This is a genomic window from Chryseobacterium sp. SIMBA_028, assembly GCF_046535285.1.
Taxonomy (GTDB): domain Bacteria; phylum Bacteroidota; class Bacteroidia; order Flavobacteriales; family Weeksellaceae; genus Chryseobacterium.
Genome location: NZ_JAWRWZ010000008.1, coordinates 180,728 through 206,360 on the forward strand (window position 1 = coordinate 180,728; position 25,633 = coordinate 206,360).

The 25,633-nt window shown below is 35.9% G+C and carries 26 protein-coding genes; 18 read left to right on the forward strand and 8 right to left on the reverse strand.

Features of this window, described 5'->3' with window-relative positions:
- The 4 genes from SCA31_RS12550 to SCA31_RS12565 form a co-directional block, all read right to left on the reverse strand.
- Positions 1–2,862 carry a heavy metal translocating P-type ATPase gene (locus tag SCA31_RS12550; RefSeq protein ID WP_410697341.1) on the reverse strand — a complete coding sequence of 954 codons (2,862 nt, stop codon included), beginning with the start codon at positions 2,860–2,862 and terminating at the stop codon, positions 1–3.
- 180 nt (positions 2,863–3,042) lie between these two features.
- Positions 3,043–3,603, reverse strand: coding sequence for a helix-turn-helix domain-containing protein (locus SCA31_RS12555; RefSeq protein WP_410697342.1), 561 nt, complete (start codon positions 3,601–3,603; stop codon positions 3,043–3,045).
- Positions 3,600–3,995 (reverse strand): acyl-CoA thioesterase, encoded by a 396-nt coding sequence (locus SCA31_RS12560; RefSeq protein WP_410697343.1) that lies wholly within the window; start codon positions 3,993–3,995, stop codon positions 3,600–3,602. Before SCA31_RS12560 ends, SCA31_RS12555 begins: the two co-directional genes overlap by 4 nt.
- 97 nt (positions 3,996–4,092) lie before the next feature.
- Entirely contained in the window at positions 4,093–4,506 is a 414-nt protein-coding gene (locus tag SCA31_RS12565; RefSeq protein ID WP_410697344.1) for a DUF6157 family protein, read from the reverse strand.
- Between the two features lie 444 nt (positions 4,507–4,950).
- Here SCA31_RS12565 and SCA31_RS12570 point away from each other — a divergent pair, with 444 nt between their 5' ends.
- Positions 4,951–5,313 carry an RNA recognition motif domain-containing protein gene (locus SCA31_RS12570; protein WP_076355637.1) on the forward strand — a complete coding sequence of 121 codons (363 nt, stop codon included), beginning with the start codon at positions 4,951–4,953 and terminating at the stop codon, positions 5,311–5,313.
- Between the two features lie 30 nt (positions 5,314–5,343).
- Here SCA31_RS12570 and SCA31_RS12575 read toward each other — a convergent pair whose 3' ends face one another.
- Positions 5,344–5,832, reverse strand: a complete 489-nt coding sequence (locus SCA31_RS12575; protein ID WP_410697345.1) for a BlaI/MecI/CopY family transcriptional regulator — start codon at positions 5,830–5,832, stop codon at positions 5,344–5,346.
- A gap of 8 nt (positions 5,833–5,840) precedes the next feature.
- Positions 5,841–6,443, reverse strand: coding sequence for a phosphatase PAP2 family protein (locus SCA31_RS12580; RefSeq protein WP_410697346.1), 603 nt, complete (start codon positions 6,441–6,443; stop codon positions 5,841–5,843).
- A 217-nt stretch (positions 6,444–6,660) separates the two neighbouring features.
- Between SCA31_RS12580 and SCA31_RS12585 the strand changes: the two genes are divergently transcribed.
- The 10 genes from SCA31_RS12585 to SCA31_RS12630 all read left to right on the forward strand — a co-directional run bounded on the left by SCA31_RS12585 (position 6,661) and on the right by SCA31_RS12630 (position 15,236).
- A complete protein-coding gene (locus SCA31_RS12585) occupies positions 6,661–7,080 on the forward strand; it encodes an NIPSNAP family protein (RefSeq protein WP_410697347.1) in 420 nt (139 codons plus the stop codon).
- A 318-nt stretch (positions 7,081–7,398) separates the two neighbouring features.
- Positions 7,399–8,400: a pyruvate dehydrogenase (acetyl-transferring) E1 component subunit alpha gene (gene pdhA / locus SCA31_RS12590; protein ID WP_076355631.1), complete on the forward strand. Its 1,002-nt coding sequence runs from the start codon at positions 7,399–7,401 to the stop codon at positions 8,398–8,400.
- Between the two features lie 109 nt (positions 8,401–8,509).
- Positions 8,510–10,111: a 2-oxo acid dehydrogenase subunit E2 gene (locus SCA31_RS12595; protein WP_410697348.1), complete on the forward strand. Its 1,602-nt coding sequence runs from the start codon at positions 8,510–8,512 to the stop codon at positions 10,109–10,111.
- A gap of 113 nt (positions 10,112–10,224) precedes the next feature.
- Positions 10,225–10,893, forward strand: coding sequence for an ABC transporter ATP-binding protein (locus SCA31_RS12600; RefSeq protein ID WP_410697349.1), 669 nt, complete (start codon positions 10,225–10,227; stop codon positions 10,891–10,893).
- 14 nt (positions 10,894–10,907) lie between these two features.
- Positions 10,908–11,486 carry a murein L,D-transpeptidase catalytic domain-containing protein gene (locus tag SCA31_RS12605; protein WP_410697350.1) on the forward strand — a complete coding sequence of 193 codons (579 nt, stop codon included), beginning with the start codon at positions 10,908–10,910 and terminating at the stop codon, positions 11,484–11,486.
- Between the two features lie 29 nt (positions 11,487–11,515).
- Positions 11,516–12,193, forward strand: coding sequence for a RadC family protein (radC, locus tag SCA31_RS12610; RefSeq protein WP_410697351.1), 678 nt, complete (start codon positions 11,516–11,518; stop codon positions 12,191–12,193).
- Entirely contained in the window at positions 12,190–13,104 is a 915-nt protein-coding gene (locus SCA31_RS12615) for a hypothetical protein (protein ID WP_410697352.1), read from the forward strand. Before radC ends, SCA31_RS12615 begins: the two co-directional genes overlap by 4 nt.
- A gap of 21 nt (positions 13,105–13,125) precedes the next feature.
- Complete coding sequence (locus tag SCA31_RS12620; RefSeq protein WP_410697353.1) at positions 13,126–14,058, forward strand: phytanoyl-CoA dioxygenase family protein; 933 nt, start codon at positions 13,126–13,128, stop codon at positions 14,056–14,058.
- 36 nt (positions 14,059–14,094) lie between these two features.
- On the forward strand, positions 14,095–14,607 hold the full coding sequence (locus SCA31_RS12625) for a hypothetical protein (protein ID WP_076355618.1): 513 nt from the start codon (positions 14,095–14,097) through the stop codon (positions 14,605–14,607).
- Between the two features lie 17 nt (positions 14,608–14,624).
- On the forward strand, positions 14,625–15,236 hold the full coding sequence (locus tag SCA31_RS12630) for an inorganic pyrophosphatase (RefSeq protein WP_045496234.1): 612 nt from the start codon (positions 14,625–14,627) through the stop codon (positions 15,234–15,236).
- Between the two features lie 79 nt (positions 15,237–15,315).
- On the opposite strand, the gene SCA31_RS12635 is transcribed toward SCA31_RS12630, so the two are convergent.
- Entirely contained in the window at positions 15,316–17,037 is a 1,722-nt protein-coding gene (locus SCA31_RS12635) for an amidohydrolase (protein WP_410697354.1), read from the reverse strand.
- Between the two features lie 136 nt (positions 17,038–17,173).
- Between SCA31_RS12635 and SCA31_RS12640 the strand changes: the two genes are divergently transcribed.
- Positions 17,174–19,903 carry a sodium-translocating pyrophosphatase gene (locus SCA31_RS12640; RefSeq protein ID WP_410697355.1) on the forward strand — a complete coding sequence of 910 codons (2,730 nt, stop codon included), beginning with the start codon at positions 17,174–17,176 and terminating at the stop codon, positions 19,901–19,903.
- 119 nt (positions 19,904–20,022) lie between these two features.
- Here SCA31_RS12640 and SCA31_RS12645 read toward each other — a convergent pair whose 3' ends face one another.
- On the reverse strand, positions 20,023–21,162 hold the full coding sequence (locus SCA31_RS12645; protein WP_410697356.1) for an aminotransferase class I/II-fold pyridoxal phosphate-dependent enzyme: 1,140 nt from the start codon (positions 21,160–21,162) through the stop codon (positions 20,023–20,025).
- A gap of 184 nt (positions 21,163–21,346) precedes the next feature.
- Here SCA31_RS12645 and SCA31_RS12650 point away from each other — a divergent pair, with 184 nt between their 5' ends.
- The 6 genes from SCA31_RS12650 (at position 21,347) to SCA31_RS12675 (ending at position 25,632) form a co-directional block, all read left to right on the forward strand.
- On the forward strand, positions 21,347–22,390 hold the full coding sequence (locus tag SCA31_RS12650) for a M28 family metallopeptidase (protein WP_410697357.1): 1,044 nt from the start codon (positions 21,347–21,349) through the stop codon (positions 22,388–22,390).
- 84 nt (positions 22,391–22,474) lie between these two features.
- On the forward strand, positions 22,475–22,924 hold the full coding sequence (locus SCA31_RS12655) for a GNAT family N-acetyltransferase (protein ID WP_410697358.1): 450 nt from the start codon (positions 22,475–22,477) through the stop codon (positions 22,922–22,924).
- Positions 22,921–23,295, forward strand: a complete 375-nt coding sequence (locus SCA31_RS12660; RefSeq protein ID WP_410697359.1) for a glyoxalase — start codon at positions 22,921–22,923, stop codon at positions 23,293–23,295. The genes SCA31_RS12655 and SCA31_RS12660 overlap by 4 nt, the downstream gene beginning before the upstream one ends.
- Positions 23,292–23,792: an endonuclease V gene (locus SCA31_RS12665; protein WP_410697360.1), complete on the forward strand. Its 501-nt coding sequence runs from the start codon at positions 23,292–23,294 to the stop codon at positions 23,790–23,792. Before SCA31_RS12660 ends, SCA31_RS12665 begins: the two co-directional genes overlap by 4 nt.
- A gap of 148 nt (positions 23,793–23,940) precedes the next feature.
- On the forward strand, positions 23,941–25,116 hold the full coding sequence (locus SCA31_RS12670; RefSeq protein WP_410697361.1) for an acetyl-CoA C-acyltransferase: 1,176 nt from the start codon (positions 23,941–23,943) through the stop codon (positions 25,114–25,116).
- Positions 25,117–25,473: 357 nt separating this feature from the next.
- Entirely contained in the window at positions 25,474–25,632 is a 159-nt protein-coding gene (locus SCA31_RS12675; RefSeq protein WP_410697362.1) for a hypothetical protein, read from the forward strand.
- The last annotated feature ends 1 nt before the right edge of the window (position 25,633 follow it).

The following is a 25,633-nucleotide window of genomic DNA, read 5'->3' on the forward strand; positions in this document are numbered from 1 at the left end:
CTATTTTATATCCAGATCTACTGAGTTTAGTCTCAATGAATTTAGAATCACAGATAATGAGCTTACACTCATGGCTGCTGCTGCAATCATCGGGGATAATAGAATTCCAAAGAAAGGATACAATAATCCTGCCGCAACCGGAACTCCCAATACATTATAGATAAATGCAAAGAACAGATTTTCCTTAATATTTTTAAGAAGTTTTTCACTTAAGAGTTTTGCTTTTGCTACTCCCAGAATATCTCCTTTTAATAAAGTAATTTCCGCACTTTCTATGGCAACGTCAGTACCGGTTCCCATTGCAATTCCTATATTTGACTGGGCAAGAGCAGGAGAGTCATTGATTCCGTCACCGGTCATTGCTACAATCTTCCCTTGTTGCTGTAGTTTTTTTACCTCATTTAATTTGTCTTCCGGAAGACAGTTAGCCTTAAAATGTTTGATTCCAAGCTCTGTGGCAACAGCTTTTGCGGTATGCTCATTGTCTCCGGTCATCATAATAATGTCAACCCCTTCACTCATTAATCGTTCTACTGCTTTTTTGGAGCTGGCTTTAATTTTATCCGTAAAGCTGATGAACCCTAAAACCTGATGACCCTGTGCGATATAGGAAATAGTATGTGCCTTTGATTGTACTTCAATTGCCTTTTGTTTCAACTCATTCGGAATCTGAATTTGGTGCGAGGTTAATAAGTTTTCATTTCCAAGGTAAGCTGTTTTACCATTAATGTTTCCTTTTATTCCCTTGCCTGAAACATTTTCAAACTGATCCACTTTTTCTGCTGATACATTCTCTTCTTTTGCCCTTTTGATCACGGCACTGGAAAGTGGGTGTTCAGAATTTTGATTTAAAGAAAAGGCAAGTTTTAGAATCTGGTTCTTATTTTCATTATTTACTGTTTCAATATATTCTACAGAAGGTTTTCCTTCCGTTAAAGTTCCTGTTTTATCGGTGATTAAAACATTTACCTTGTTCATTTGCTCAAGAGCTTCCGCATTTTTAATCAGAATACCATTTTTGGCACCTTTCCCGATTCCTACCATTAAGGACATCGGAGTAGCCAGACCTAGAGCACATGGGCAGGCTACGATTAAAACAGCCACTGCATTTACAAAGGCAAACAAGCTTCTTTTCCCTTCCGGACCGAAAAACTGCCATGCTATAAAGGTAAGCGCCGCGATAAGGATTACCACAGGAACAAATACCTTTGAGACCTTATCTGTAAGTTTTTGGATAGGGGCTCTGCTGCGGCTTGCTTCGTTCACCATTTTAATGATTTGCGAAAGGAGGGTTTCGTCACCTACCTTTTCAGCCTTCATAATAAAGACCTGGTTTCCGTTAATGGTTCCTGAAGAAACCTTGTCGTCTACACCTTTTTCCACAGGAATTGGTTCTCCTGTAATCATACTTTCATCAACAATAGAGTTTCCCTCTGTGATTTTTCCGTCAACAGGAATTTTTTCACCCGGTTTAACCTTTAATAGGTCTCCGATTTTTACCTGGGAAAGTAAAACTCTTTTTTCCTCACCATTTACAATAAGGTTGGCTTCATCGGGGGATAAATTCATCAGTTCCTTGATGGCATTTCCTGTCTTTTTGTGGGCTGCTGCTTCCATCAGCTGTCCTAAAATTACAAGAGTCAGAATGACACAGACCGCCTCAAAATATAATGGGATTTCATGATTATGTCCTCTGATTTCATTTGGAATAATATCCGGAAAAGCCAATGCCGCAATACTGAAAATAAATGCTGCTGCCACTCCCAGTGCGATGAGACTGAACATATTAAGGTTCCATGTTTTAAATGATATCCAGCCTCTTTTCAATAGAAACCAACCTGAATAGAACATAACAGGAAGGGTTAAGGCAAGTTCAATATATCCCTGAATCTGATGGGAGAAAGGAAAATTGATAAACATTCCACCCATTGATAAAATGAAGACAGGAATGGTAAACGCAAGTGAGGTGATGAATTTTCTTTTTAGAATATTATAAGTTTCATCCTCTTCGTCATCTTGGTTGTCCGGCATTCTTACAAGGTCCATTCCACAGATCGGGCAGTCTCCCGGTTCATCCCGGATAATCTCAGGATGCATCGGACATGTGTATTTTGCTGTTTTCTTTTCAGGGTATTTTACAAGATCCATCCCACATACCGGACATCCTACATTGGAATCGTAGGTTTTGTCTCCTTCACAATACATTGGGCAATAGTATTTTCCGGCCATTTCATCTGTAACTTTAGGAGCTTCATGATGATGACTATGGCTATGATTGTGACTGTGTGACTGTGAGTGATGATGATGTTCTCCCGCGCTTTTTGCAAGATCATTGGTGATCTCTTCCAAATGCATATGGCATACAGGACAATCCCCTTTTTCATCATACACCTTATCTCCTTCACAAAACATCGGACAATAGTGTTTTCCAACACTGTTTTTGAAGTTTTCAGGAAGATTGCTGGATGAATAAGCAGCCTTGTGATTAGGGTCCTTAGCCAGTTTTTCTTCAATAGGAACTAAGTACATGTTACAATCTGGGCATCTTTCACCTTGTTTGAAGTAAACTTTGTCTCCTTCGCATTCCATTGGACAATAGTATACTGAGGATGGAGATACGCGGTCCTGTGGCTTTACAAACGCTTTTTCAGGATTGTTGGGGTCTTCAAGTCTGTATTTTCCTATTTCTGCCAATGCATCGTTTAAAACTGAAAGTCCAACTTCGTGGTCAGAAGTAATTGTTGCGGTATTGTTTTCCAGATTTACATCAGCCTTTACCCCGTCTATACTATTCAGTTGGTTAGAGATCTTTTTCTGGCAACCGGAACAGGTCATTCCGAGAATTTTATACTGTTGTTCCATGATTCTTAAATTTATATTACAAATTTCCAAAATGGAAAGCTAAGGTTGTTATAAATTTAAGGATAATAGTTATAGAATTTGGCTTGAGGGTACTGGGGTTTTGTAATTGTTAGAGTGTTAGAGTGGGAGAGTGTTGTTTTTTATAATAGTAAAACTCTCCCACGCTCGACGACTCAAACCTTAAAGATGATCTAGTGGTTTTCTGTGATGATCCTTTAGTTTCTTGAATTCGGTAGGAGTGAAACCTGTAACGTTCCGGAATTGGGAAGAAAGGTGCTGTACACTCTTATAACCTAATTTTCCTGCAATTTCAGTAAGGTTAAATTCATTATATAGAAGCAGTTCCTTTACTTTTTCTATTTTTTGAAGAATAAAAAACTGTTCCAGGGTGATATTTTCGTTTTGTGAGAATGTTTTTGAAAGAGAACTATAGTCCTTATGAAGTTTTGAACTTAAAAATTCGGAAAGCAGAAAATCTTCATCAATATCCAGTTCGCGGACTTTCACAATGATTAGGTTTTTAATCTTTTCAACGAGTTGATGTGTAGAATCCATAATTCTCTCAAAACCGGTTTCCAGAAGTTTTTCTTCAATGGATTTCATGATATTGACAGGGACTTCTGCCTCTGTTTCTACTTCACCAAGTATAATGGAACTTGTTTTAATATTAGCATTATTGAAGATCGTTTCTACAGCGGCAATACACCTGCTACAGACCATGTTCTTTATGAAAATCTTCATTGTTCGCTATTTAATCTGTCTTTTACAAATTCAATTTGAGTTTTACCATGAGGAGCCGGATTTCCATCGTTGTCCAGATTAACCATTACAATTTTATCAACAGTAATAATGGTTTGATGGGTCATTTTGTTTCGAACGTTACATTTTAGAGTAATGGAAGAGGATCCGAAATGAGATGCCTCAATCCCTATTTCTATAATGTCACCCTGTTTTGCTGAGCTCACGAAATTAATCTCTGAAATAAACTTAGTGACAACCTTTGTGTTTTCCAATTGAATAATAGCATATAATGCGGCCTCTTCATCAATCCATTGTAACAGTCTTCCTCCGAAAAGAGAGTGATTAGGATTTAAATCTTCGGGTTTAACCCATTTTCTAGTATGATAATTCATATTCTTAAATAATTTGCAGTACAAATTTAGTATTAAAAGATGGAGTTGTCAAAAGATCCGCATTCATTGATCTGAAAAGAATTATTCATTTTCTCAATCATTTTCTTTTGGAGCGCATCGCTTTTGTTTTCGCAATAGAGGGGTCATTCAATAGTTTTTGATATTCTTCACTTTCTATAGGAAAGATGGCTACTTTTCCTTCCTGGTTATGATGAATTCCAAATCCATATCTTTTGGCTAGGGGAGAGGATCGTAGACAAGCCTGACCTTTGGAAAAGAATTGATCTCTTGCTTCCTGTTTTTCGTTCTCTGAAATATCGTTTTTAAAAGAATAGCATTCAAAAATAATATCATCGGACGAATATTGATAAGGGTGTTGGCTGATTTGTTCATACTGAAGATTGGCCAAGGTTTTTTCTTTCTTTTCAGGCGGTATTTGTGCCTGGAAAGTCGGGCAGTCTTCGGCAACCTCGATGAACGTATTAATATAATTGGTGGTGTGTTGCTTCATAACATAATGAGATTGTATTAAAACCTGTTTATAAATATAATACTATTCCTTGTTTTTTAAATGCTATTTTGATCAGGTAATCTCACAATTTATGACGATTGTAATCCATAAATGAATGATTTTATACATTTACATTCTTAATAAAGGTAATGATATGTAATTAATCCTTATAATTATCTGTTGATTTTTTGTTACATTAACTAACTTTAACTTTTGTTAATTTTATCATTTAATTGATTGATAATCAATGTATTTTAATAATATTAGAGGTGTGTAATGCGTTTGAATTCAAACTAAAGTGAGAAACATGTAAAAAAAAGCTTTGATTTGACATTTTTAATTGTATCTTGCATACGTTTATATTTGGAATCAATATTTGTTCATTAATTTATGTTGTTTTTCTTTTATATACCAAATTTTTATTAATTTTTTAATTTATTCAAAATGAACATTTTTGTTTCAAACATCAATTACGCAACTAAAGAGTATGAGTTGCACGATCTATTCGCAGAATTTGGGGATGTATCATCAGCTAAAATCGTTACAGACAGAGAGACTGGTCGCTCTAGAGGTTTCGGTTTCGTAGAAATGGGTGATGAAGAAGGAAAGCAAGCTATTGAAGCTCTTAATCAAAAAGAATTCAACGGTAAAACATTAAACGTATCTGAAGCTAAGCCAAGAGAAGAAAAGCCAAGAAGAAGCTTTGACAACAACAGAGGTGGTGGTTACGGAAACAACCGTGGAGGTAACGGTGGTGGATACGGTGGAAACAGCCGTGGAGGTAACGGCGGTGGAAATCGTTGGTAAAAATATAAAGCGGCTTTTAAGCCGCTTTTTTTATTGTTTCTTTTTCTTCTTCTTTTTATCTTTTTCCTTGTCCTTACTGACTTTACCTTTCTTTTCTTTCTTTGGATTTAATATCTCATCAGCAACTTCAAACTTTGGTTCCTCAATTTTTGCAGGCTTAATTTCAATTTTAAGATCAAAGTAACCTTTTAGGTCATCCTGTGATATTAATTTTTCATTGAACAAAAACTCCAGAATTTCCTTTCCTGAATCATTAAAAAAGTTATGCGAAAGTTCTTTTAGTAAGAATTTTTTATATTCTTCAAACGGAACAATTACGGTGTACTTAAAGATTCTTCCTTCCTTTACTGTAGATAAATAGCCTTTTTCAACTAATATTTTCAAATATGTGGAAACCGTATTTTGGTGTGGTTTCGGTTCCGGGTGCTGCTCCATAACGTCCTTCAGATAGAAAGATTCCATTTTCCAAAACAGCTTCATAAAGTTTTCTTCTGCGGCAGTAAGATGATTAATTTTCATATATTCTTCTAATGTTGAAATTGTATATTGCAATAAAGATAAATAAAAGATACCACAAAAGCTATTCCAGCGCCCATAAATACTTCTTTTATGGTGTGTCTTTTTAAAATAACTCTGGTAATTCCTACCAAAATAGCGATCCCAAGCCAAATTAGGCCCATTTTCCAGTCTAAGCTGAAAAATAATGCAGCTACAAATATATTAAATGAAGTATGCATGGAGCTTTTAATAAAAAAATTGCTGATTTGAAGTGAAAAAAGCAGAATTAAAATAAACAGCATGACCAAATCAATATAACCATTCTTGATGTAATTAAAAACAAGATAGGCAATGACACAGGCTGCAATAAATATGTAGAGTGTCTTTCTTTGTACCCGGTTAGAGACATCCATATTGGTGTATCGCCCGGTTTTTACATTCCATACGAGCCAGACAACGACAGGTATGATAATCATTAATAATATGGGAAGAAAGTAAAGGAAAGACTCCTTCGCAGTGTATTCCCTTGTGCTCATATACACAAAAAAGATAATCAGTGAAACCAGAGGATTGAAAAAATCGGAGATAACCTTTGATGTTTTATGTAGCAATGAAGACTTGTTTTCTTCCATATTAAAGTTTAAAAATCAAATATAAGACTATAAGCCCAAAAAACAAATGAGGTTAGAAAGATGAAATAAAGAAAATTGAAGATGATTTTGATAATACATAGGATATTTTCCTATAAAATTAATAGTAAGTATTTCTGTAATTTCATAATTTTAATTATTCTATTTTTAAGAAAAATGGATTTGATTTTTTGTTAGTAGTCATTCAATACCTATTATAATGAAACACATATTTATTGTATTATTGATTCTTTTTTGCAGTTCAGCCTTTGGACAGGGGCTTTCCCAAAAAGATTCTTCTACCATTCATCAATTAAGGATTTATGAGATTCCGAAAGAAAATAAGCAGGTGTTTTTAGATAGATTTAGAGATCATGCTCTTAGAATAATGAAGAAATATGGTTTTACGATTGTATCAATATGGGAATCTGAGTTTAATGGAAAAACAGAGTTTGTATATCTTCTTGAATGGAAAGATGAAAATGCAATGAAAACAGCATGGCAAGGATTTATGGCAGATAAAGAATGGAAAGATATTAAGATGCAAACAGCAAAGTTATATGGTGATTTTGTGAATGAAATTGAAGACAGAACCCTGAAAATTACAGATTTTTCCCCAGAAAAGAGGTTGCTAAAATAACCAAAAGATATATTAACAATAATTAAAGATGATAGAAGTAGGGGGATAAAACGTAATGTATTCCCAAGTCTCTTCCTTTATTTATTATTTACGGGAAGACAGGCGAATAGGCATATTTCTTATATATGACAGTCAGAAAATAATAGATAAATTGTTGTTTTATGAGTCTTTCCTGGGGTCGAAAATTAAGAATAATCCGTTCGGCCTGCAAATAGATTTTACAGAAAAAGCGAAAAGTTATGTATGTATAGAATAAAAACAAAGTTTTTTTCATAATTTTGCTCAACTATTTCATCATAAAAAAGCAAGAGCTAACACATGAAAGAATTTTCTAAAGAGGTATACCTGAAGTGGTATGAAGATATGACAATGTGGAGAAGGTTTGAAGACAAATGCCGTTCTCTTTACCTAAAACAAAAGATCAGAGGATTTTTACATTTGTATAACGGTCAGGAAGCGATTCCTGCTGGTTTCACACATGCAATGGATCTGACAAAGGATAGTATGATTACTGCTTACAGATGCCACATCCATCCAATGGCGATGGGAGTGGATCCTAAGAGAATCATGGCAGAACTTTGCGGTAAAGCTACCGGAACATCTGGAGGTATGGGTGGTTCTATGCACATTTTCAGCAAAGAACACCGTTTCTACGGAGGTCATGGTATTGTTGGAGGACAAATTCCTTTAGGAGCAGGTATTGCTTTTGCGGATAAATATTTTGACAGAAAAGCAGTGAATATCTGTTTCTTTGGAGATGGTGCTGCAAGACAAGGTTCACTGCATGAGACATTTAACATGGCAATGAATTGGAAACTTCCTGTAGTATTTGTGGTAGAAAACAACCAATATGCAATGGGAACTTCTGTAAAAAGAACTGCTAACCACGAAGATATCTATAAATTAGGATTAGGATACGAAATGCCTTGTCTTGCTGTAGATGCAATGGATCCTGTAAAAGTAGCTGAAGCTGCTTATGAGGCTATTGAAAGAGCAAGAAGAGGTGACGGACCAACGTTCATTGAAGCAAGAACTTACCGTTACAGAGGGCACTCTATGTCTGATGCTGAACCTTACAGATCTAAGGAAGAAGTAGCAATTCACAAAAATGATGACCCAATCGAGTTGGTAAAACACAGAATTTTAGAAAACGGATGGGCTACAGAACAAGAATTGGAAGCTATGGATAACAAGTCTAGAGACTTTGTTGAAGAATGTATCGAATTCATGGAAAATTCTCCGTATCCAGATGCTGAGAAAGTATATGAATATGTGTACGCTCAGGAAAACTATCCATTCTTAGACAAATTAGAAAACTAAAAGATAATGAGTTAATTTGACAGTTTGAAAACTTGAAAATGAGACTATAACAGTTACTTTTTTAATTTTCAAATTTTCAGATTGCTAAATTTTCAAATTAATAAAAATTATGGCAGAAGTAATTACGATGCCCCGCCTTTCCGACACTATGACGGAAGGTAAAGTGGCGAAATGGCATAAAAAAGTAGGAGATAAAATAAAGGAAGGAGATATTTTAGCTGAAATTGAAACTGACAAAGCTGTTCAGGATTTCGAATCTGAGGTAGAAGGTACTCTTTTATATATTGGTGTAGAAGAAAGCGCTGCTGCTGCTGTTGATTCTATTTTAGCAATCATCGGTAATGAGGGAGAAGATATTTCAGGCTTAATAGGTGGAGCAGCTGCTCCCAGTGCTGGTTCTGAAGAAACAAAATCAGAAGAGCAACCTAAGACAGAAGCTGTTGAAACTGCTACAGCTGATGTTCCGGCAGGAGTAGAAGTTATTACTATGCCAAGACTTTCTGATACAATGACAGAGGGTAAAGTAGCTAAATGGCACAAAAATGTTGGAGATACAGTAAAAGAAGGAGATCTTCTTGCAGAAATTGAAACAGATAAAGCAGTACAGGATTTCGAATCTGAATTCAATGGAGTACTATTGAAGCAAGGTGTAGAAGAAGGAGCTGGTGCTCCGGTTGATTCTGTATTGGCAATTATTGGCCCTGCAGGAACTGATGTTTCTGCTGTAGGAGCTCCAAAAGCTGCTGCTCAATCTTCAGAAAAGCCTGCTGAACAAAAGACAGAAGCTAAAACTGAAGAGAAAGCTGCTCCGGCTGTTGATGCTTCATCTTCTGACAGAGTGGCAATTTCTCCATTGGCTAAGAAAATGGCTCAGGATAAAGGAGTTGACATCCACAGTGTTCAAGGTTCAGGAGAAAACGGAAGAATCGTTAAAAAAGATATTGAAAACTATCAGCCATCTCAGGCGAAACCAGCTGCTTCAGCTCCGGCTGCAAGTGCAGCAGCACAAGTTGCAGTAAACTTCGTTCAGGGAGAAGATACAGAGACTCCAAACTCACAGGTAAGAAATATTATTGCAAAACGTCTTTCTGAAAGTAAATTCTCTGCTCCTCACTACTATCTGATGGTTGAGATCAACATGGATAAAGCAATTGAGGCTAGAAAAGAAATCAATTCCTTACCAGATACGAAGATTTCATTCAACGATATGATCATTAAGGCAACAGCAATTGCTTTAAGAAAACACCCACAGGTAAATTCGAGCTGGGCTGGAGATAAGATCATTCACAGAGGAAACATCAACGTGGGTGTAGCAGTCGCTATTCCTGACGGATTGGTAGTTCCTGTATTGAAGAATACAGACCAAATGTCTTACACTCAGATTTCAGCATCTGTAAAAGATATGGCTTCAAGAGCTAAGAGTAAAGGTCTTAAGGCTAACGAAATGGAAGGATCTACATTCTCTATTTCTAACCTTGGAATGTTCGGAATCGAAACATTTACAAGTATCATCAACCAACCGAACTCTGCGATCCTTTCAGTAGGAGCAATTATCGAGAAACCAATCGTTAAGGATGGTCAGATCGTAGTTGGAAACACCATGAAGTTATCATTAGCGTGTGACCACAGAGTAGTAGACGGTGCTACAGGAGCTCAGTTCCTACAAACATTAAGAACTTATTTAGAAAGCCCATTAACATTGTTACTGTAATTTCTAATGTAGAAATAATAAAAACCTCCCAATCCGGGAGGTTTTTTGTTTTAATACAAATAATGTTAATGTAATTTGTTGTAAAATCGACAATATGTTACTATTTTTGAAGCATGATTAAAGCAAGAAATATCCATAAATCTTATGGGAATTTAGAAGTACTGAAAGGAGTTGATATTCATATCAAGGTAGGAGAAGTTGTTTCTATTGTAGGGGAATCAGGAGCAGGTAAATCAACATTGCTGCAGATTTTAGGAACCTTGGATCATCCGACACAATCCGGAAAATATGATACTGAAATTGAAATTGCAGGAGAATCATTTATTAATATGAATGATAAGCAGTTATCAAAGTTTAGAAATCAAAATATTGGTTTTGTGTTTCAGTTTCATCAGCTTCTTCCTGAGTTTACCGCTTTGGAAAATGTGTTGCTTCCTACAAGAATTGCAGGTGCAAATGAGAAAGAATCTCTTGAAAAGGCCTATGCTTTATTTGAAGACCTGAAAATTGAACAGAGACTTAATCATAAACCCAACCAGCTTTCAGGTGGAGAAGCACAAAGGGTTGCTGTTGCCAGAGCTTTAATCAATTCACCTAAAATTATCTTTGCTGATGAGCCAACGGGAAACCTGGATTCAAAAAATGCGGATGACCTTCACAGGTTATTTTTTGATCTTAGAGATAAGTATAATCAGACTTTTGTGATTGTAACCCATAATCCAAATCTTGCTGAAATTACAGACCGTAAACTCGTTATGAAAGATGGTATGATTATAGAATAGCAATATTTACATAGATGATGAAACATTTTATTTTCTTTTTAATATTTTTAATTTCTTGTTCAAAAATTGAATCACAGCAGGTAAATGTTGCTGATGTTCCTCAGTCAAAAATTTCTGAAATTAAAAATTATATCAAGGGTAAAGAGTACAACCAGGATTTGGCTGTCTTTATTAATTTTAAAATTTCGTCAGGGAAATATCGTTACTTCATCTATGATCTGAAAAATGATAAAATAGTTCAAAAAGCTATTGTTTCTCATGGTTCGGGTTCTGTAACTCCTCAATCAAGTGCTTTAAAATTCAGCAATATTGAGGGTTCATATCAGTCTTCCTTAGGGAAATATGCAATTGGAGAAAGCTATGTAGGACAATTTGGAAAGGCCTATCGTTTGAAGGGATTGGACGAAACCAATAATAATGCAATGAAGAGAGCAATTGTTCTTCATTCATTTGGATGTGTTCCTGATGTAGAATCTCAAAATCCTGCATGTTTAAGCTTGGGATGTCCTATGCTTTCCGTAAATGCTTTTAAAGAAACTGCAAAGCATATTGATAAATCGAGGCAACCAATTATTTTGTATGCTTTTTACTAATTTATAACGTCTAATGTACACTTTGTCTCATGTCTATAAAATTTCTTGCTGAAGACGACAGACCCCGTGAAAAATTCTTGCAGAAAGGTAAGAGTTCACTTTCTGATTCGGAGTTGCTGGCTATCATTATGGGTAGTGGAAGCAGAGAAGAAAGCGTTTTAGAATTATCAAGAAAAATTTTAGCTTCAGTTAATAATAGTTGGCATCAATTAAGTCTGCTTTCTGTAAAGGATTTAATTAAATTCAAAGGAGTAGGTGAGGCGAAGGCTATTTCTATCATCACCGCATTGGAAATCGGAAGAAGAAGAGCGGGACAGGCAATTCCGGAAAAATCAATCATTGGAAATAGTCATGACGCTTATTCAATTCTTAAAAACCAATTATCCGATTTAAGGACAGAGGAATTTTGGGCCATTTTTATGAATAACAGCAATAAGGTTATCCATATTTCACAGTTGACTCAGGGAGGCATAAGCCAGTCCATTGTTGATGTTAGAGTATTGTTTAAGATTGCTTTGGAACATTTTTCAACAGGTGTTATCATTGCACATAATCATCCTTCGGGAAGTTTAAAACCAAGTAAGGAAGATATTAATATTACACAAAAAATAAAGGAAGCAGGAAAGGTGCTGAGCATTCAGCTTTTAGACCATATTATTGTTACACAAGATTCCTATTTTAGCTTTTCGGACGAAGGATTATTATGATTAAGAGATTGAAATACCATGAAATTGATTTTGTAAAATATCAAAAAGCTTTATCTGAGGCATGCCAGCCTTCAGATTTTGCCCGAAAAGAATTTTTAAATATCGTTGCAGGTAAAAACTGGGGACTTTTGATTTATAAGGATTATGAGGCTGTAATGCCAATAGCATGGTCCAGCAATTTTGGAATTAAAATCATTCAGATGCCGGCACTTTGCCATCAGTTGGGCGTTTTTTCAAAAGTGGATGATCCTGAAGTCAACTTATCTTTTTTTGAATTTTTGAAAAAAAAATTCGCCATTTCTTTCTACGCATTTAATAAGGACAACGGTTTTCCTGTGGATATCCAAAAGAAAAAATCATATTTACTCCTTAAAAATAACTATGAAGACGTTAAGAAGAAGTACCATATTCATAGACGGAGAAATGTTAGACATACCGAAGATATCCAGACAAATGCTGAGTTTAACAACAAGATAGATTTCAATACTCATATTGAAGGTTTTTTTCTCCAAAATGTAAGAGGAATAGACAAAATGCGCCTTAAAAAAGTCTATTGGAAGACAGTGATGAAACTGATAGAGGCCGGACTTATGGAAACCTTTATTGTGAAGTATAAAGGTGATATCCAGTCATTTGTAGCCATGTACTCTGGGGAAGAAACGGATTATCTTAGTATGTTTATCAATTCCTCTCAACTTGAGAATAAAAATCTTCCATCCATTGCAATAGATCACCAGCTTCAGAAATGTATTGAGCATAAGAGCTTTGACTTTATGGGAAGTAATGTTCCGAGTGTTGCTTCTTTTAATGAAAGATTTGGCGCTAAGGAATACTTCTTTTCCATCGTAAACTATCAGAAACTGAATATTATCAGTAAAATAATTAAGCTAGCCTTTACGAAAAACAGGTAACTTTATAGAAAATAATTAATCATGCTAAAATTTATCAGGAACTATAAGCTTCCCTATATCATCTACAATTTTTTTCATAAAGATAAGCTGAAGCATAATATTCCACTATATAAAAAATATGGAGTAAAGAAGAGTTATTTTTCTTCTATTTCCAGTTCAGATTTTGCTCATCTGCCGGCTACAGAAAGAGCAATTCTTAAAGACAAGCTATCATCTACTGCTTTTTTTAAAAATCTATCGGAAGAAAATCAAAAAAGTGCAGTTCAATATGATGATAACGGATATATGATTCTAAGAAATTTTCTAAGTCCTGATACTGCAGAAAAAATCAATACTGAGATTGAAAAACTAATGAATGATGGTACCTTGAAGTTTCGTTATGGTGGAAAACTGATGTTTGCCATTCATCATTCAGAGGTTATTAAAAATATTGGAAGCGATAAGAATTTGTTGGAGTTTCTGTCTGTTTTATTGGATGGTAAAGCAAAATTATTTCAGAGCATCAATTTCATTAATGGAAGCCAACAGAAGACGCATTCGGACAGTATTCACATGACAACATATCCATTGGGAGGCCTTTTAGGAGTATGGATAGCCCTGGAAGATGTGGATGAAAATAACGGAGCATTGCATTATATCCCTGGAAGCCACAAACTTCCTTACTTCTTAAATTCCGATTACGATAATGAAGGAAATGCCTTAAGAATCGGTAAAAAAAGCTATAAGGCCTATGAAGAATTCCTTGAAAATAAAGTAAAGGAAATGGGATTGAAAAAGGAAATTTTCAAAGCCAAAAAAGGGGACTTATTGATTTGGCATGCCAATATTCTTCATGGTGGAGAGCCTCATACCGATAAAAACAGAACCAGAAAAAGCCTTGTGTATCACTTTTTTGATGAAAACAGCGTTTGCTATCATGAAGTTACACAAAGACCTGCGCTATTTGAACTGTAATATCAGAAAATATTAGTAATTTTGCATCCTAAAATTATGGCGAGTTTTTCAGGATATCTACCGTATGCATTTGCATTAATCATTGCAATTCCTTTTCTGGTTTTGCTTAGACAATTTGTACACTCGTACATTACTCTTAAAAATCAGGAAATCAAACTGCTTACCGTGAAGTCAAATTCAGAGAACAAAGCGCACTCTTATGAAAGAATGACGTTGTTTCTGGACAGGATAAAGCCATCCAATCTTATTCAGAGATTTGATAGAGGATTAGCTGTTCATGAGTTTATTTTCCTTACAGAGAAGTCAATTAATGAAGAATTTGAGTATAATTCCTCACAGCAATTATACCTTACAAAGCATTCATGGAAGAATATTGTAGATTCCAAAAATGCCATTATCGATTTACTTCATACTACCTATAACGGATTGAAAGGAGAGGTTGAACTGGACGAGTTCAAAACTATTTTTATCATGAACTATATGGAAAGTGATGATTATATTACAATCACGATAGAAGATTTAAGAAAAGAAATTTTAATAATAACTTAAAAAATAACAGATAAATAATGATTCCAAATTTTAAAGCACATCCATGGCACGGAATTTCTGCAGGGGAAGATGCGCCAAATGTTGTAAATGTATTTGTGGAAATTGTTCCTTCAGATACTATTAAATATGAAGTAGATAAAGAAACAGGATATTTAAAAGTAGACAGACCTCAGAAGTTCTCTAATATCATCCCAGCTTTATATGGTTTTGTTCCAAGAACATATTGTGATAAAGAAGTGATGAGACTTGCTGTAGAAGCAGGAGCTACTGATGTGACAATGGGAGATCATGATCCTCTTGATATTTGTGTTTTAAGTTCTCACAATATCCATGCAGGAGGTTTATTGATGGAAGCTATTCCAATCGGTGGTTTCAAAATGATCGATGGAGGAGAAGCGGATGATAAAATTGTTGCGGTAATGATCAATGACCATGCTTTTGGACATTTCAGAGATATTACTGAGCTACCAGAAGCAGAAGTTAAGAGATTGATGCACTATTTCTTAACATACAAAAACTTACCGGATGAGCCTGCAAAATGCAGAATTCAGGAAGTATATGGTGCTGAACATGCAAGAAAAGTTATCAAAGCTTCTCAAACAGACTACGCAGATAAATTCGGAGGATAAGAATTTCTTTCGAAACATAATAAAAAGACAGACGAATTTTCGTCTGTCTTTTTATTTTATGGATGGTTAGCAGGAATGTTTAATTTCTTTTGTAAACTGACTTTCCTTCTTTTATGGTTTCCAGAACGGTGATATCTCGGATTTTTTCAGGATCTATAGTTAAAGGATTTTGATCAAGTATGACAAGATCAGCCAATTTTCCTGTTTTAATAGAACCTTTTCTATTTTCTTCTTGCAATTGATAGGCTCCATTAATGGTAATTGCCTTTAATGCCTGAAGAGGAGTGATTCTTTCATCAGGTCCGAGAATTCTTCCTGAGCGTGTCTTTCTATTTACCGCTGCATATACTGCCGTAATCAGATCGGGTGGAGTAACGGGAGAATCATGATGGATGGTAAAAGTAATTCCAGCCTTTAATGCAGAATTGGCCGGACTTATAAAAGAAGCCCGTTCAGGGCCAAAAACACTTGAATAATGCCAGTCACCCCATAAATAGGTATGGGTAGAAAAATAAGAGGGAATGATTCCCAAATCCTTTATTTTTTGAATATGATCAGGACGGCTGTTTTGTACATGGATAAGTGTGGCCCGCAATTCCGGGTTGTAAATATTTTCGTCTTTTAATCGTTGAATAACCCGTATTGCCTGGTCTATTGCAGCATCACCGTTCACATGAAGTTGTGCTGTGATATGATTTTGAAATAGGGTTTTCAAATCTGTATATAATGTTTCATCAGTAAAGATAGGGAAGCCCTTATAATCTTTGGATTGTCCGTCTGGAGGGATTAAATACGGTATTGTGAGCCATGCTGTTTTACCTTGTGGAGATCCGTCATCTGAAAACTTAAATCCTGCCAATTTCAAATGATTTTCATAGTGCATATACTTTGGCTTGAAAGTATTAAAATCATTTTTAAGATATTCATAATCTGGAAAATACACAACATCTGCTTTAAAAAGATTTTGAAATGCTGCATTTTGTAAAAGAGCTACACTTTCTCCCATCGTTCTTCCATCACAAATAGTGGTTTGCCCATAACTTAGCCATTCTTCCTGGGCTTTTATCAGATTCTGTAGGGCTTGTGCCTGGGTATCTTTCCCTTTATTCATTTTTTCGGTTAAAGTAAGTAATGCTTTAAAACTTGCATTTTCTTCCAGTTTCCCATTTAATTTTCCGGTTTTTTTATCTCTTCCAAAATGTCCCCCTTCAGGGTCTTTTATTGATTCAGGTATTTCCAGATATTTCAGCATAGCAGTGTTGGCGACACTGGCATGGCCGGAAGCATGAATAACCATTATCGGATTGGTGTTACTGGCAGCATCCAGTTCCCCTCTTGTTGGATGTCGGTGTTCTGTCATAATAGCATCATCATATCCATTTCCGATAATAGGCTGTTTATCGGCTATTTTCTTTTCTTTAAGGTAATTTTTAATTGTGTTCTGCAGATCCTTAATAGAATTTACCGTGCCGTAGGGTTCTGGAGAGAGATCTACAGCATCCATAATTCCTGCTCTTGAAGTAAGATGTCCATGAACATCTATAAAGCCTGGAAGTAGGGTCTTGCCATTAAGATCAATCATTTTTGTTGCTGCATCAGCATAACGGTCGGCATCTGATTTTGTTCCTGTGAAAAGTATTTTTCCATTTTTTATGGCTATAGCTTCAACATCGGGAGAAAGATCTTCCATCGTTAGAATGTTACCTCCAAAATAAATCATATCGGCTTTCTCCTGTGGAACTCTGTTCTGGCAACTGCTCATAGGTATTGCCAATAAAAGAATGTATATGAAGTTTCTCATGGTTCTTTAATTCATTTCGTGGTGATAAACAAATCTACGAAATAATGGATTATTACGGTTTGATCTTATAATGTATTTATAATTTTGTTATATTTATAAAACTAATTACAATTTTTTAATATAAAAATAATAAACTATGGATTTGTTCTATTTAATTCCGGTTTTTGGGGTGATAGCTTTGCTTTATACATTTTTTCAAAGCAACTGGGTCAATAAACAGAATGCCGGAAATGAAAAAATGAAAATTATCAGTGGTCATATCGCTGATGGTGCAATGGCTTTTTTAAAGGCTGAATATAAGATTTTAACCTACTTTGTGGTTGTGGTTGCCATTCTGTTGGCAGTGATGGGTTCCAGTAATGCAAATTCTCACTGGAGTATAGGTCTTGCCTTTGTGGTGGGTGCTATATTTTCTGCATTGGCAGGCTTTATTGGGATGAAGATTGCTACAAAAGCCAATGTACGAACTGCAGAAGCAGCAAAAACTTCATTAGCAAAGGCGCTTAAGGTATCTTTTACAGGAGGTTCTGTAATGGGAATGGGAGTTGCCGGACTTGCTGTGTTAGGATTAGGAGCTTTATTCTTAATCGTTAAGCAGATTTTTGCACCGGATGCCACAGTAGATTCTCACGAAATGGAAAGGACGATTGAGATTCTTACCGGGTTTTCTTTGGGAGCAGAGTCCATTGCTCTTTTTGCAAGAGTGGGTGGAGGTATTTATACAAAGGCGGCAGACGTAGGAGCAGACCTGGTAGGAAAGGTAGAAGCAGGAATTCCTGAGGATGATCCTAGAAATCCTGCTACAATTGCTGATAATGTAGGAGATAACGTGGGAGATGTTGCAGGAATGGGAGCTGATCTTTTTGGGTCCTATGTGGCAACAGTTCTGGCCACAATGGTTTTAGGAAGAGAGACAATATCAGATGATTCATTTGGTGGCTTTGCACCCATCTTATTACCTATGCTCATTGCAGGAACAGGGATTATTTTTTCAATGATAGGAACTTTATTTGTGAAAATCAATGATAACGAAGGATTATCCACCTCCAGTGTACAAAATGCACTGAATCTGGGAAACTGGGGGAGTATTGTTATTACCGCTATCTCTTCCTATTTTCTGGTAACCTATCTTCTTCCGGAAAAAATGATTCTTAGAGGCCATGAATTTACCAAAATGGGTGTTTTTGGAGCTATAATGGTAGGTTTAGTGGTAGGAACGCTTATGAGTATCATTACAGAATATTATACAGCCATGGGAAAAAGACCGGTTTCCAGCATTGTGAGACAGTCTTCCACAGGGCATGCAACCAATATTATCGGTGGACTTGCGGTCGGAATGGAATCAACATTACTTCCGATTATTGTATTGGCAGGAGGAATCTATGGTTCCTATTTATGTGCCGGATTATATGGGGTGGCTATTGCTGCTGCTGGAATGATGGCTACTACAGCAATGCAGCTGGCTATTGATGCCTTTGGACCCATTGCAGATAATGCCGGAGGGATTGCTGAGATGAGTGAACTTCCTAAGGAGGTGCGTGAAAGAACAGATATTCTGGATGCTGTAGGAAATACGACAGCGGCTACAGGAAAAGGATTTGCTATTGCTTCTGCTGCTTTAACGGCCTTGGCATTGTTTGCTGCATTCGTAGGGATAGCAGGTATCGATGGGATTGATATTTACAGAGCAGATGTTTTGGCAGGGTTATTTGTAGGAGGAATGATTCCTTTCATTTTCTCATCCTTAGCCATCACAGCAGTAGGACAAGCCGCTATGGCAATGGTAGAAGAAGTGAGACGACAGTTCCGTGAAATTCCGGGGATTTTAGAGGGTAAAGCACAGCCTGAATATGAAAAGTGTGTTGCTATTTCTACAGATGCGTCTATCAGAAAGATGATGTTACCCGGAGCTATTGCAATCATTTCACCTTTATTGATCGGGTTTATTTTTGGACCTGAAGTATTGGGGGGATTTTTGGCAGGAGCTACCGTGTGCGGTGTTCTAATGGGAATGTTCCAAAATAATGCGGGAGGAGCTTGGGATAATGCCAAAAAATCATTTGAAAAAGGGGTGGACATTAATGGACAGACCTATTATAAAGGTTCTGAGCCTCATAAAGCATCAGTAACAGGAGATACAGTGGGAGATCCATTTAAAGACACTTCAGGACCATCAATGAATATTCTGATTAAGTTGATGTCAATTGTTTCGTTGGTTATCGCACCTACGCTGGCTGTTGTACATAAAGATAAAATTGAAGCCAACAGAAAAGCTAAAATTGAAAGCTTAACCGGAATTTCAAGCACTTCAGATACCCATACAGGTATTACAACAGGTCCAATTGTTTCTGGCGAAGTGAAAGGACATCTTAATGAAAATGGAGACTTTGTATATGAAACAGGAAATATTCAAAAGGTAAAACTAAAAGGAGGTAAAACAATAGCGATAGGAGAAACAAGCCAGCTTTATCAATTGTATAATATTGTTAATCAAAAAGATAAAACAGTTTTGGATCCTAATAAATGGTATACTATTGAAAATCTTTATTTTGAAACAGGATCCAGTGATCTGAAAGCTGGGTATGAATTACAATTGAATAACCTTGCTGAGCTTCTGAATGCCTATCCTGATCTGAAAATAAAACTAGGTGGATATACAGATAACAGTGGTAATGAGGAAAGTAATCTACAGCTTTCAAACCTAAGGGCACAGACTGCAAAACTTAAGCTATTGGAACTGGGAATATCTGCAGATAGAGTAGAAGCAGAGGGGTATGGCTCACAGCATCCGATTTGTGAAGCCAATGACACAGACGAGTGTAAAGCAAAAAACAGGAGAATTGATGTAAGGGTTCTTGCCCTTTAAAATCAATAAAAATAGAAAAAAGCACCGCATTTGCGGTGCTTTTTTTATCTGCGTTATCTATTGAACTATAGAGATGATAAAAAATGATTTTACAAGATGTAAAAGGTTTCTCAGATCCTTTAAAGATTTTTTCTGAGATGCTCCAATGCCTGTATAATTACTTCATCTTTTTTTGCAAAACTAAATCGGATATAATCTGAGTTTTGCTTTGAATTATAAAAGGCAGAAAGAGGGAGGCAGGCTACTTTTTTATCAATGGTCAGCCATTTTGAAAACTCTACATCAGTCATTGTTTTGGAGATATTCCTAAAATTGACCACCTGAAAAACACTTCCCTCGGCTTTTTGTTTAGTTTCTAAAGGCGTTTCTTTGAGCAGGTCATTAAAAATATCTCTTTTTTTCTGCATTATTTTTTTATTTATAACAGGATCAAATACTTCCAGATACTTTGCCAAAGCATATTGAGCAGGAGCATTTGCACTATAGGAAATATATTGCTGATGACCTCTGAACAAAGAGGTCAATTCTTCAGAAGCAAGCATGTAACTTACTTTCCATCCTGATGTATGAAACATTTTACCAAAGGAAAAAATACAAAAAGTCCTTTTTCTCAGCTCAGGATGAATAAATGAACTATAATGTTCAGCTTCATCATAACAATAGGTGTCGTAAATTTCTTCTGAAATTAAATAGATTTCCTGATCCTTGATTAATTCATACAGTTGATTCCAGTCCTCCTGCTTCCAGATTTTTCCCGTTGGATTTTGTGGAGAATTGATGATGATGGCCTTGGTTTTTGCAGAAATACAGTTTTTAAAAAGATCCCAGTTTATTGTAAAATCGTCTTCAAGATCATAATAGACCGGGGTGCCCTCATTCATTACTACTGAAGGCCCGTAGGTGTAATAAGATGGTTGAATAATAATAACTTCATCATTCTGATTTAAAATAGATTTAAGGGCAGTATATAAAGCAAAGGTTGCACAGGGAACAATGGTGATTTCATGAGCTTTAAGTTGGATTTTATTTTCCCGTTTTGCATTAAAGTCCACAATTTTTTCGATCAGTAACGGGCTTCCAGCAAGAGGTTCATAGTTATGAGTATCGAGGTTGGCAGATTCTTTTAAAAATGATTTCAATCGCTCATCAATATCAAAATCCGGAAGGCCTAAAGAAAGATCAAAGCTTCCATGTTTTGAAGCCAGCTCAGACATTTCCGTGAAAAAGGAATAATGAGTAAATTCATTAATTTTTTTCATTCATATTGTATTTTGTCAAATATAATGAAAAACAGATATTGTTTTGTATTAATTATTAAATATTCTCGTATTGATTACTTGGTTTTGTTTCGATATATTTAAAAATGAAAATTAAGTACGTAGCAATGTGTAACTTTTCCCTTGGATTCAATAAAAATTGCTATTTTTAAGAAAATTATTCTTTATGAAAAAAATACTTATTCCGCTATTTGCCATGGCTGTAATGACCGGTTGTGGAACGACACAGGTGTCTGATGGTACATCATCACACCCTGTTTCTACAAAACATAATAAGGCGTTTACGGATGCTTATAATATGATTAAGGCTGATGATCTAAAGAAAAACTTATACGTTATTGCCTCTGATGAAATGGAAGGCAGAGATACGGGAAGTAAAGGACAAAAGAAGGCAGGAGAGTATATTGTTAACTATTATAAAAGTTTAGGAGTTTCGCATCCTAAGGCGTTAGGGTCTTATTATCAAAAAGTTCCGTCAGACTTTATGAAGAAAAGAGGCAGTGGGAACCTTCCGGATTCTGAAAATATTCTGGCTTTCATAGAGGGTAGTGAAAAACCGGAGGAAATTGTTGTGGTTTCTGCTCATTATGATCATGTTGGAACAAAAAACGGGATCGTATATAATGGAGCTGATGATGATGGAAGTGGTACTGTTGCCGTAATGGAGATGGCAAAGGCTTTTCAGCAAGCTAAAAAAGCAGGTAAAGGTCCTAAAAGGTCAGTTCTATTCCTGCATGTTACAGGAGAAGAGCATGGCTTATTTGGTTCAGAATATTATACAGATAATCCTGTTTTCCCTTTAGCCAATACGGTTGTAGATCTTAATATTGATATGATCGGGCGTGATGATCCTGCCAACAGAGGAAAGCAGTATGTATATGTAATTGGTTCCGATATGCTAAGCTCTCAGCTCAAAGTTATTAATGAGGCTGCCAACAAGAGAACCAATAACCTGGAATTAAATTACAAATACGATGATCTTAATGATCCGGAACAATTATACTATCGTTCAGATCATTATAATTTTGCGAAAAACAATGTTCCTGTAGCATTTTTCTTTGACGGAATTCATGAAGACTATCATAAACCAACGGATGATCCTGAAAAAATTGATTATAAGCTGTTGGAGAAAAGAACTCAGCTTATTTTTACCACAGCCTGGGATATTGCTAACAGAGCGGATAGAATTGTGGTAGACAGAAAACAATAAAAACTTTAAAATAGTGAGGAAGAACAAAGACATAAAGTGTGTAATAAGAACTTTTTGTCTTTGTTTATACCAACAAAAAAAATAATGAATATAACCATTCGTGAAGCCAGATTAGAAGATATTCCTCAGATTCAGGTGATAAGAAACTCAGTAAAGGAAAATACATTATCTGATCCCGGTCTGGTTACAGACAGGGACTGTGAGGAATTTCTATTTGAAAGGGGGAAAGGCTGGGTAAGTGAAGCAGATGAGCAGATTGTAGGCTTTTCTATAGTAGATCTGAAAGAAAATAATGTATGGGCGCTATTTCTGCATCCTGATTTTGAAAACAAAGGAATAGGAAGAAGGCTTCACAATATGATGATGGATTGGTATTTTGAACAGAAAAAAGACAATATCTGGCTTGGAACTTCTCCAGGAACAAGAGCTGAAGTTTTCTACAGAAAATCTGGATGGACAGAGATTGGAAGCCATGGAAAAGGAGAGATTAAGTTTGAAATGACCTTTAAAGACTGGGAAACAAAAATGTTATGACACCAAAATTGAAATCCATAAGACCTTTTATCGGAGCGCAAAATTTTGAAATCAGCAGACAATTTTACAAAGATCTGGGGTTTGAAGAAGTTGTTTTGGAATCCAAACTATCACTGTTTATAAGAGAAGAAATAGGTTTTTACCTTCAGGACTATTATGCGAAAGACTGGGTTGATAATACCATGATCTTTATGGAGGTGGTTAATACAGATGAATTCTGGAATGAGCTTCAGTCTCTAGGGCTTACAGAAAAATATGAAAATGTAAGGCTTACTCCTGTAAAAACAATGGATTGGGGAAAAGAATGTTTTGTACACGATCCGTCTGGGATATTGTGGCATTTTGGTGAATTTTTTAGAAGAGAAATATGATTTACGCATTTGATACCTACTATTATGAGGATTATGCCAACACCGTGTGTATTGCATTTGATGACTGGACCTCTGAAAGAGAAATAGAAACTTTTACAGAACAAACAGACATCAATTCCGGTTATGAAAGTGGTGCATTCTATAAAAGAGAACTGCCATGCATTCTAAGTTTGTTAAATAAGATCGTGTTAAAAGATGGTGATGTGATCATTGTTGATGGCTATGTTACTCTTGATGATCATGGTAAGATTGGTTTGGGTGGGCATCTCTATGACGTTCTAAAAGAAAAATTTGCAGTGGTAGGAATCGCCAAAAATGAATTTACCACTCCCGATTCCCAAAGGAGAAATGTGTTTCGTGGTGAAAGCAGAACACCCTTATTTATTACAGCTAAAGGCATTGACGTAGACCAGGTTAAGCGTCATGTGGAACAAATGCACGGAGCTTACAGGATGCCAACCTTATTGAAAAAGCTGGATCAGTTAAGTAGGGATTAAGATCCAATATCCTACCATAAAGAGGTAGGATTTTTTTTAAAATACCAATATACCGATTGGTATAATTACTTATATTTGTATTTCTCTCCAATCAAAGGAGAATTTTTTTAACCAAAAACATACCGATCGGTATTTAAATAAGTGAAATATGAAAGATGCATTTATCATTGCAGCAAAGCGAACTCCCATTGGAGGTTTTATGGGGAGTTTGTCAGGGTTTACAGCTCCTCAACTGGGAGCTATAGCAATACAGAATACCTACAAGGACACATTGAAATCAACAGAATATATAGACAGCGTTTATATGGGAAATGTTTTAGGAGCAGGAGTGGGACAGTCACCAGCGAGACAGGCCGCTATTTTTTCCAAAATTCCGGAAGATAAGGATGCTACTACGATCAATAAGGTTTGTGCCTCAGGAATGAAAGCTGCGATAGGAGGGGCTCAACAAATCCAGCTTGGCCTGGAGAATATTGTGATGACTGGTGGTATGGAAAGCATGAGCAATGTTCCTCATTACCATTATCTGCGTAAAGGACAGAAACTAGGAAACGGAATCCTTGTAGACGGGCTTATCAAGGATGGTTTGTGGGATGTATACAATGATTTCCATATGGGAAGTGCTGCAGAATTAGGCGTGAAAAAATATGGACTGACAAGGCAGCAATTGGATGACTATGCATTGCTTTCCTATAAAAGAGCACAAGACGCAGCCTCTGGTAATAAATTTAGTAATGAGTTAATTAACATATCAATTGAAGGAAAGAAAGAGACAATAATTATAGATCGAGATGAAGATATAGAAAAACTCATTCCTGAAAAAATATCACTTTTAAAGCCCGCTTTTGAAGACGATGGTACCTTAACAGCTGCTAATTCAAGTAACCTGAATGATGGAGCTGCTGCGTTACTGCTAGCGTCCTCAGAGGCAATAAAAGAGCATGGATTTAAGCCGTTAGCAAGAGTTGTTGCCTATGCAGATGCAGCCCAATCTCCGGAATGGTTTACTACTTCTCCGTCTATTGCCATTCAAAAAGTGCTGAAACAGTCGGGTCTCACCTTGTCGGATATCGACTATTTTGAAATTAATGAAGCTTATTCTTCTGTAATTTTATCCAATCAGCAAATTCTGGGATATGATTTTGATCGGGTAAATATCTATGGAGGAGCCGTAGCGCTGGGACATCCCATAGGGGCTTCTGGAGCCAGAATTATAGTAACTTTGGTAAACGTCTTACGTCAGGAAAGAGGACGATATGGTATTGCAGCGATCTGTAACGGAGGTGGGGGAGCTTCAGCGATTCTTATTGAAAATATGAATTAAAAAAGAGCATTTTAGTACCGCTAAACAAAAATAGGGTATTGCTATAGAATGGATACAGGGAATAGATTAAAGGCTGATGAAGTTGAAAATTTGGATATTTATACTCCAAAAATGGTAATAGATAAGCAAAAACAGAGTGAAACTATTTTCTTTCAATTATTCCGCGAAATACTTTTTTGATAAAGATTAAATATAACCAATCCAAACTAATTGATAATTATATAATTAGTTTGGATTTTATTGATTATTTAAAAATGAAACTATTGTAAATGTTAATAAACTGATAAATGTCATTACGTTCTTATTTTTATTGATTCTAAATAAATATAAATTTGCCTCAATCAAATTAAGTACTTCATGAGAAAATTAACTACTCTTTCTGCTGTCATTTTATGCGGACTAATGGATGCGCAATATTGCACTCCTGCATTTGAATATGGTGCCAGCAGCAACATGATAAGTAATGTTACCTTTGGAAGCATTAACAATGCATCGACAACAGCTCCGGAATATTAGG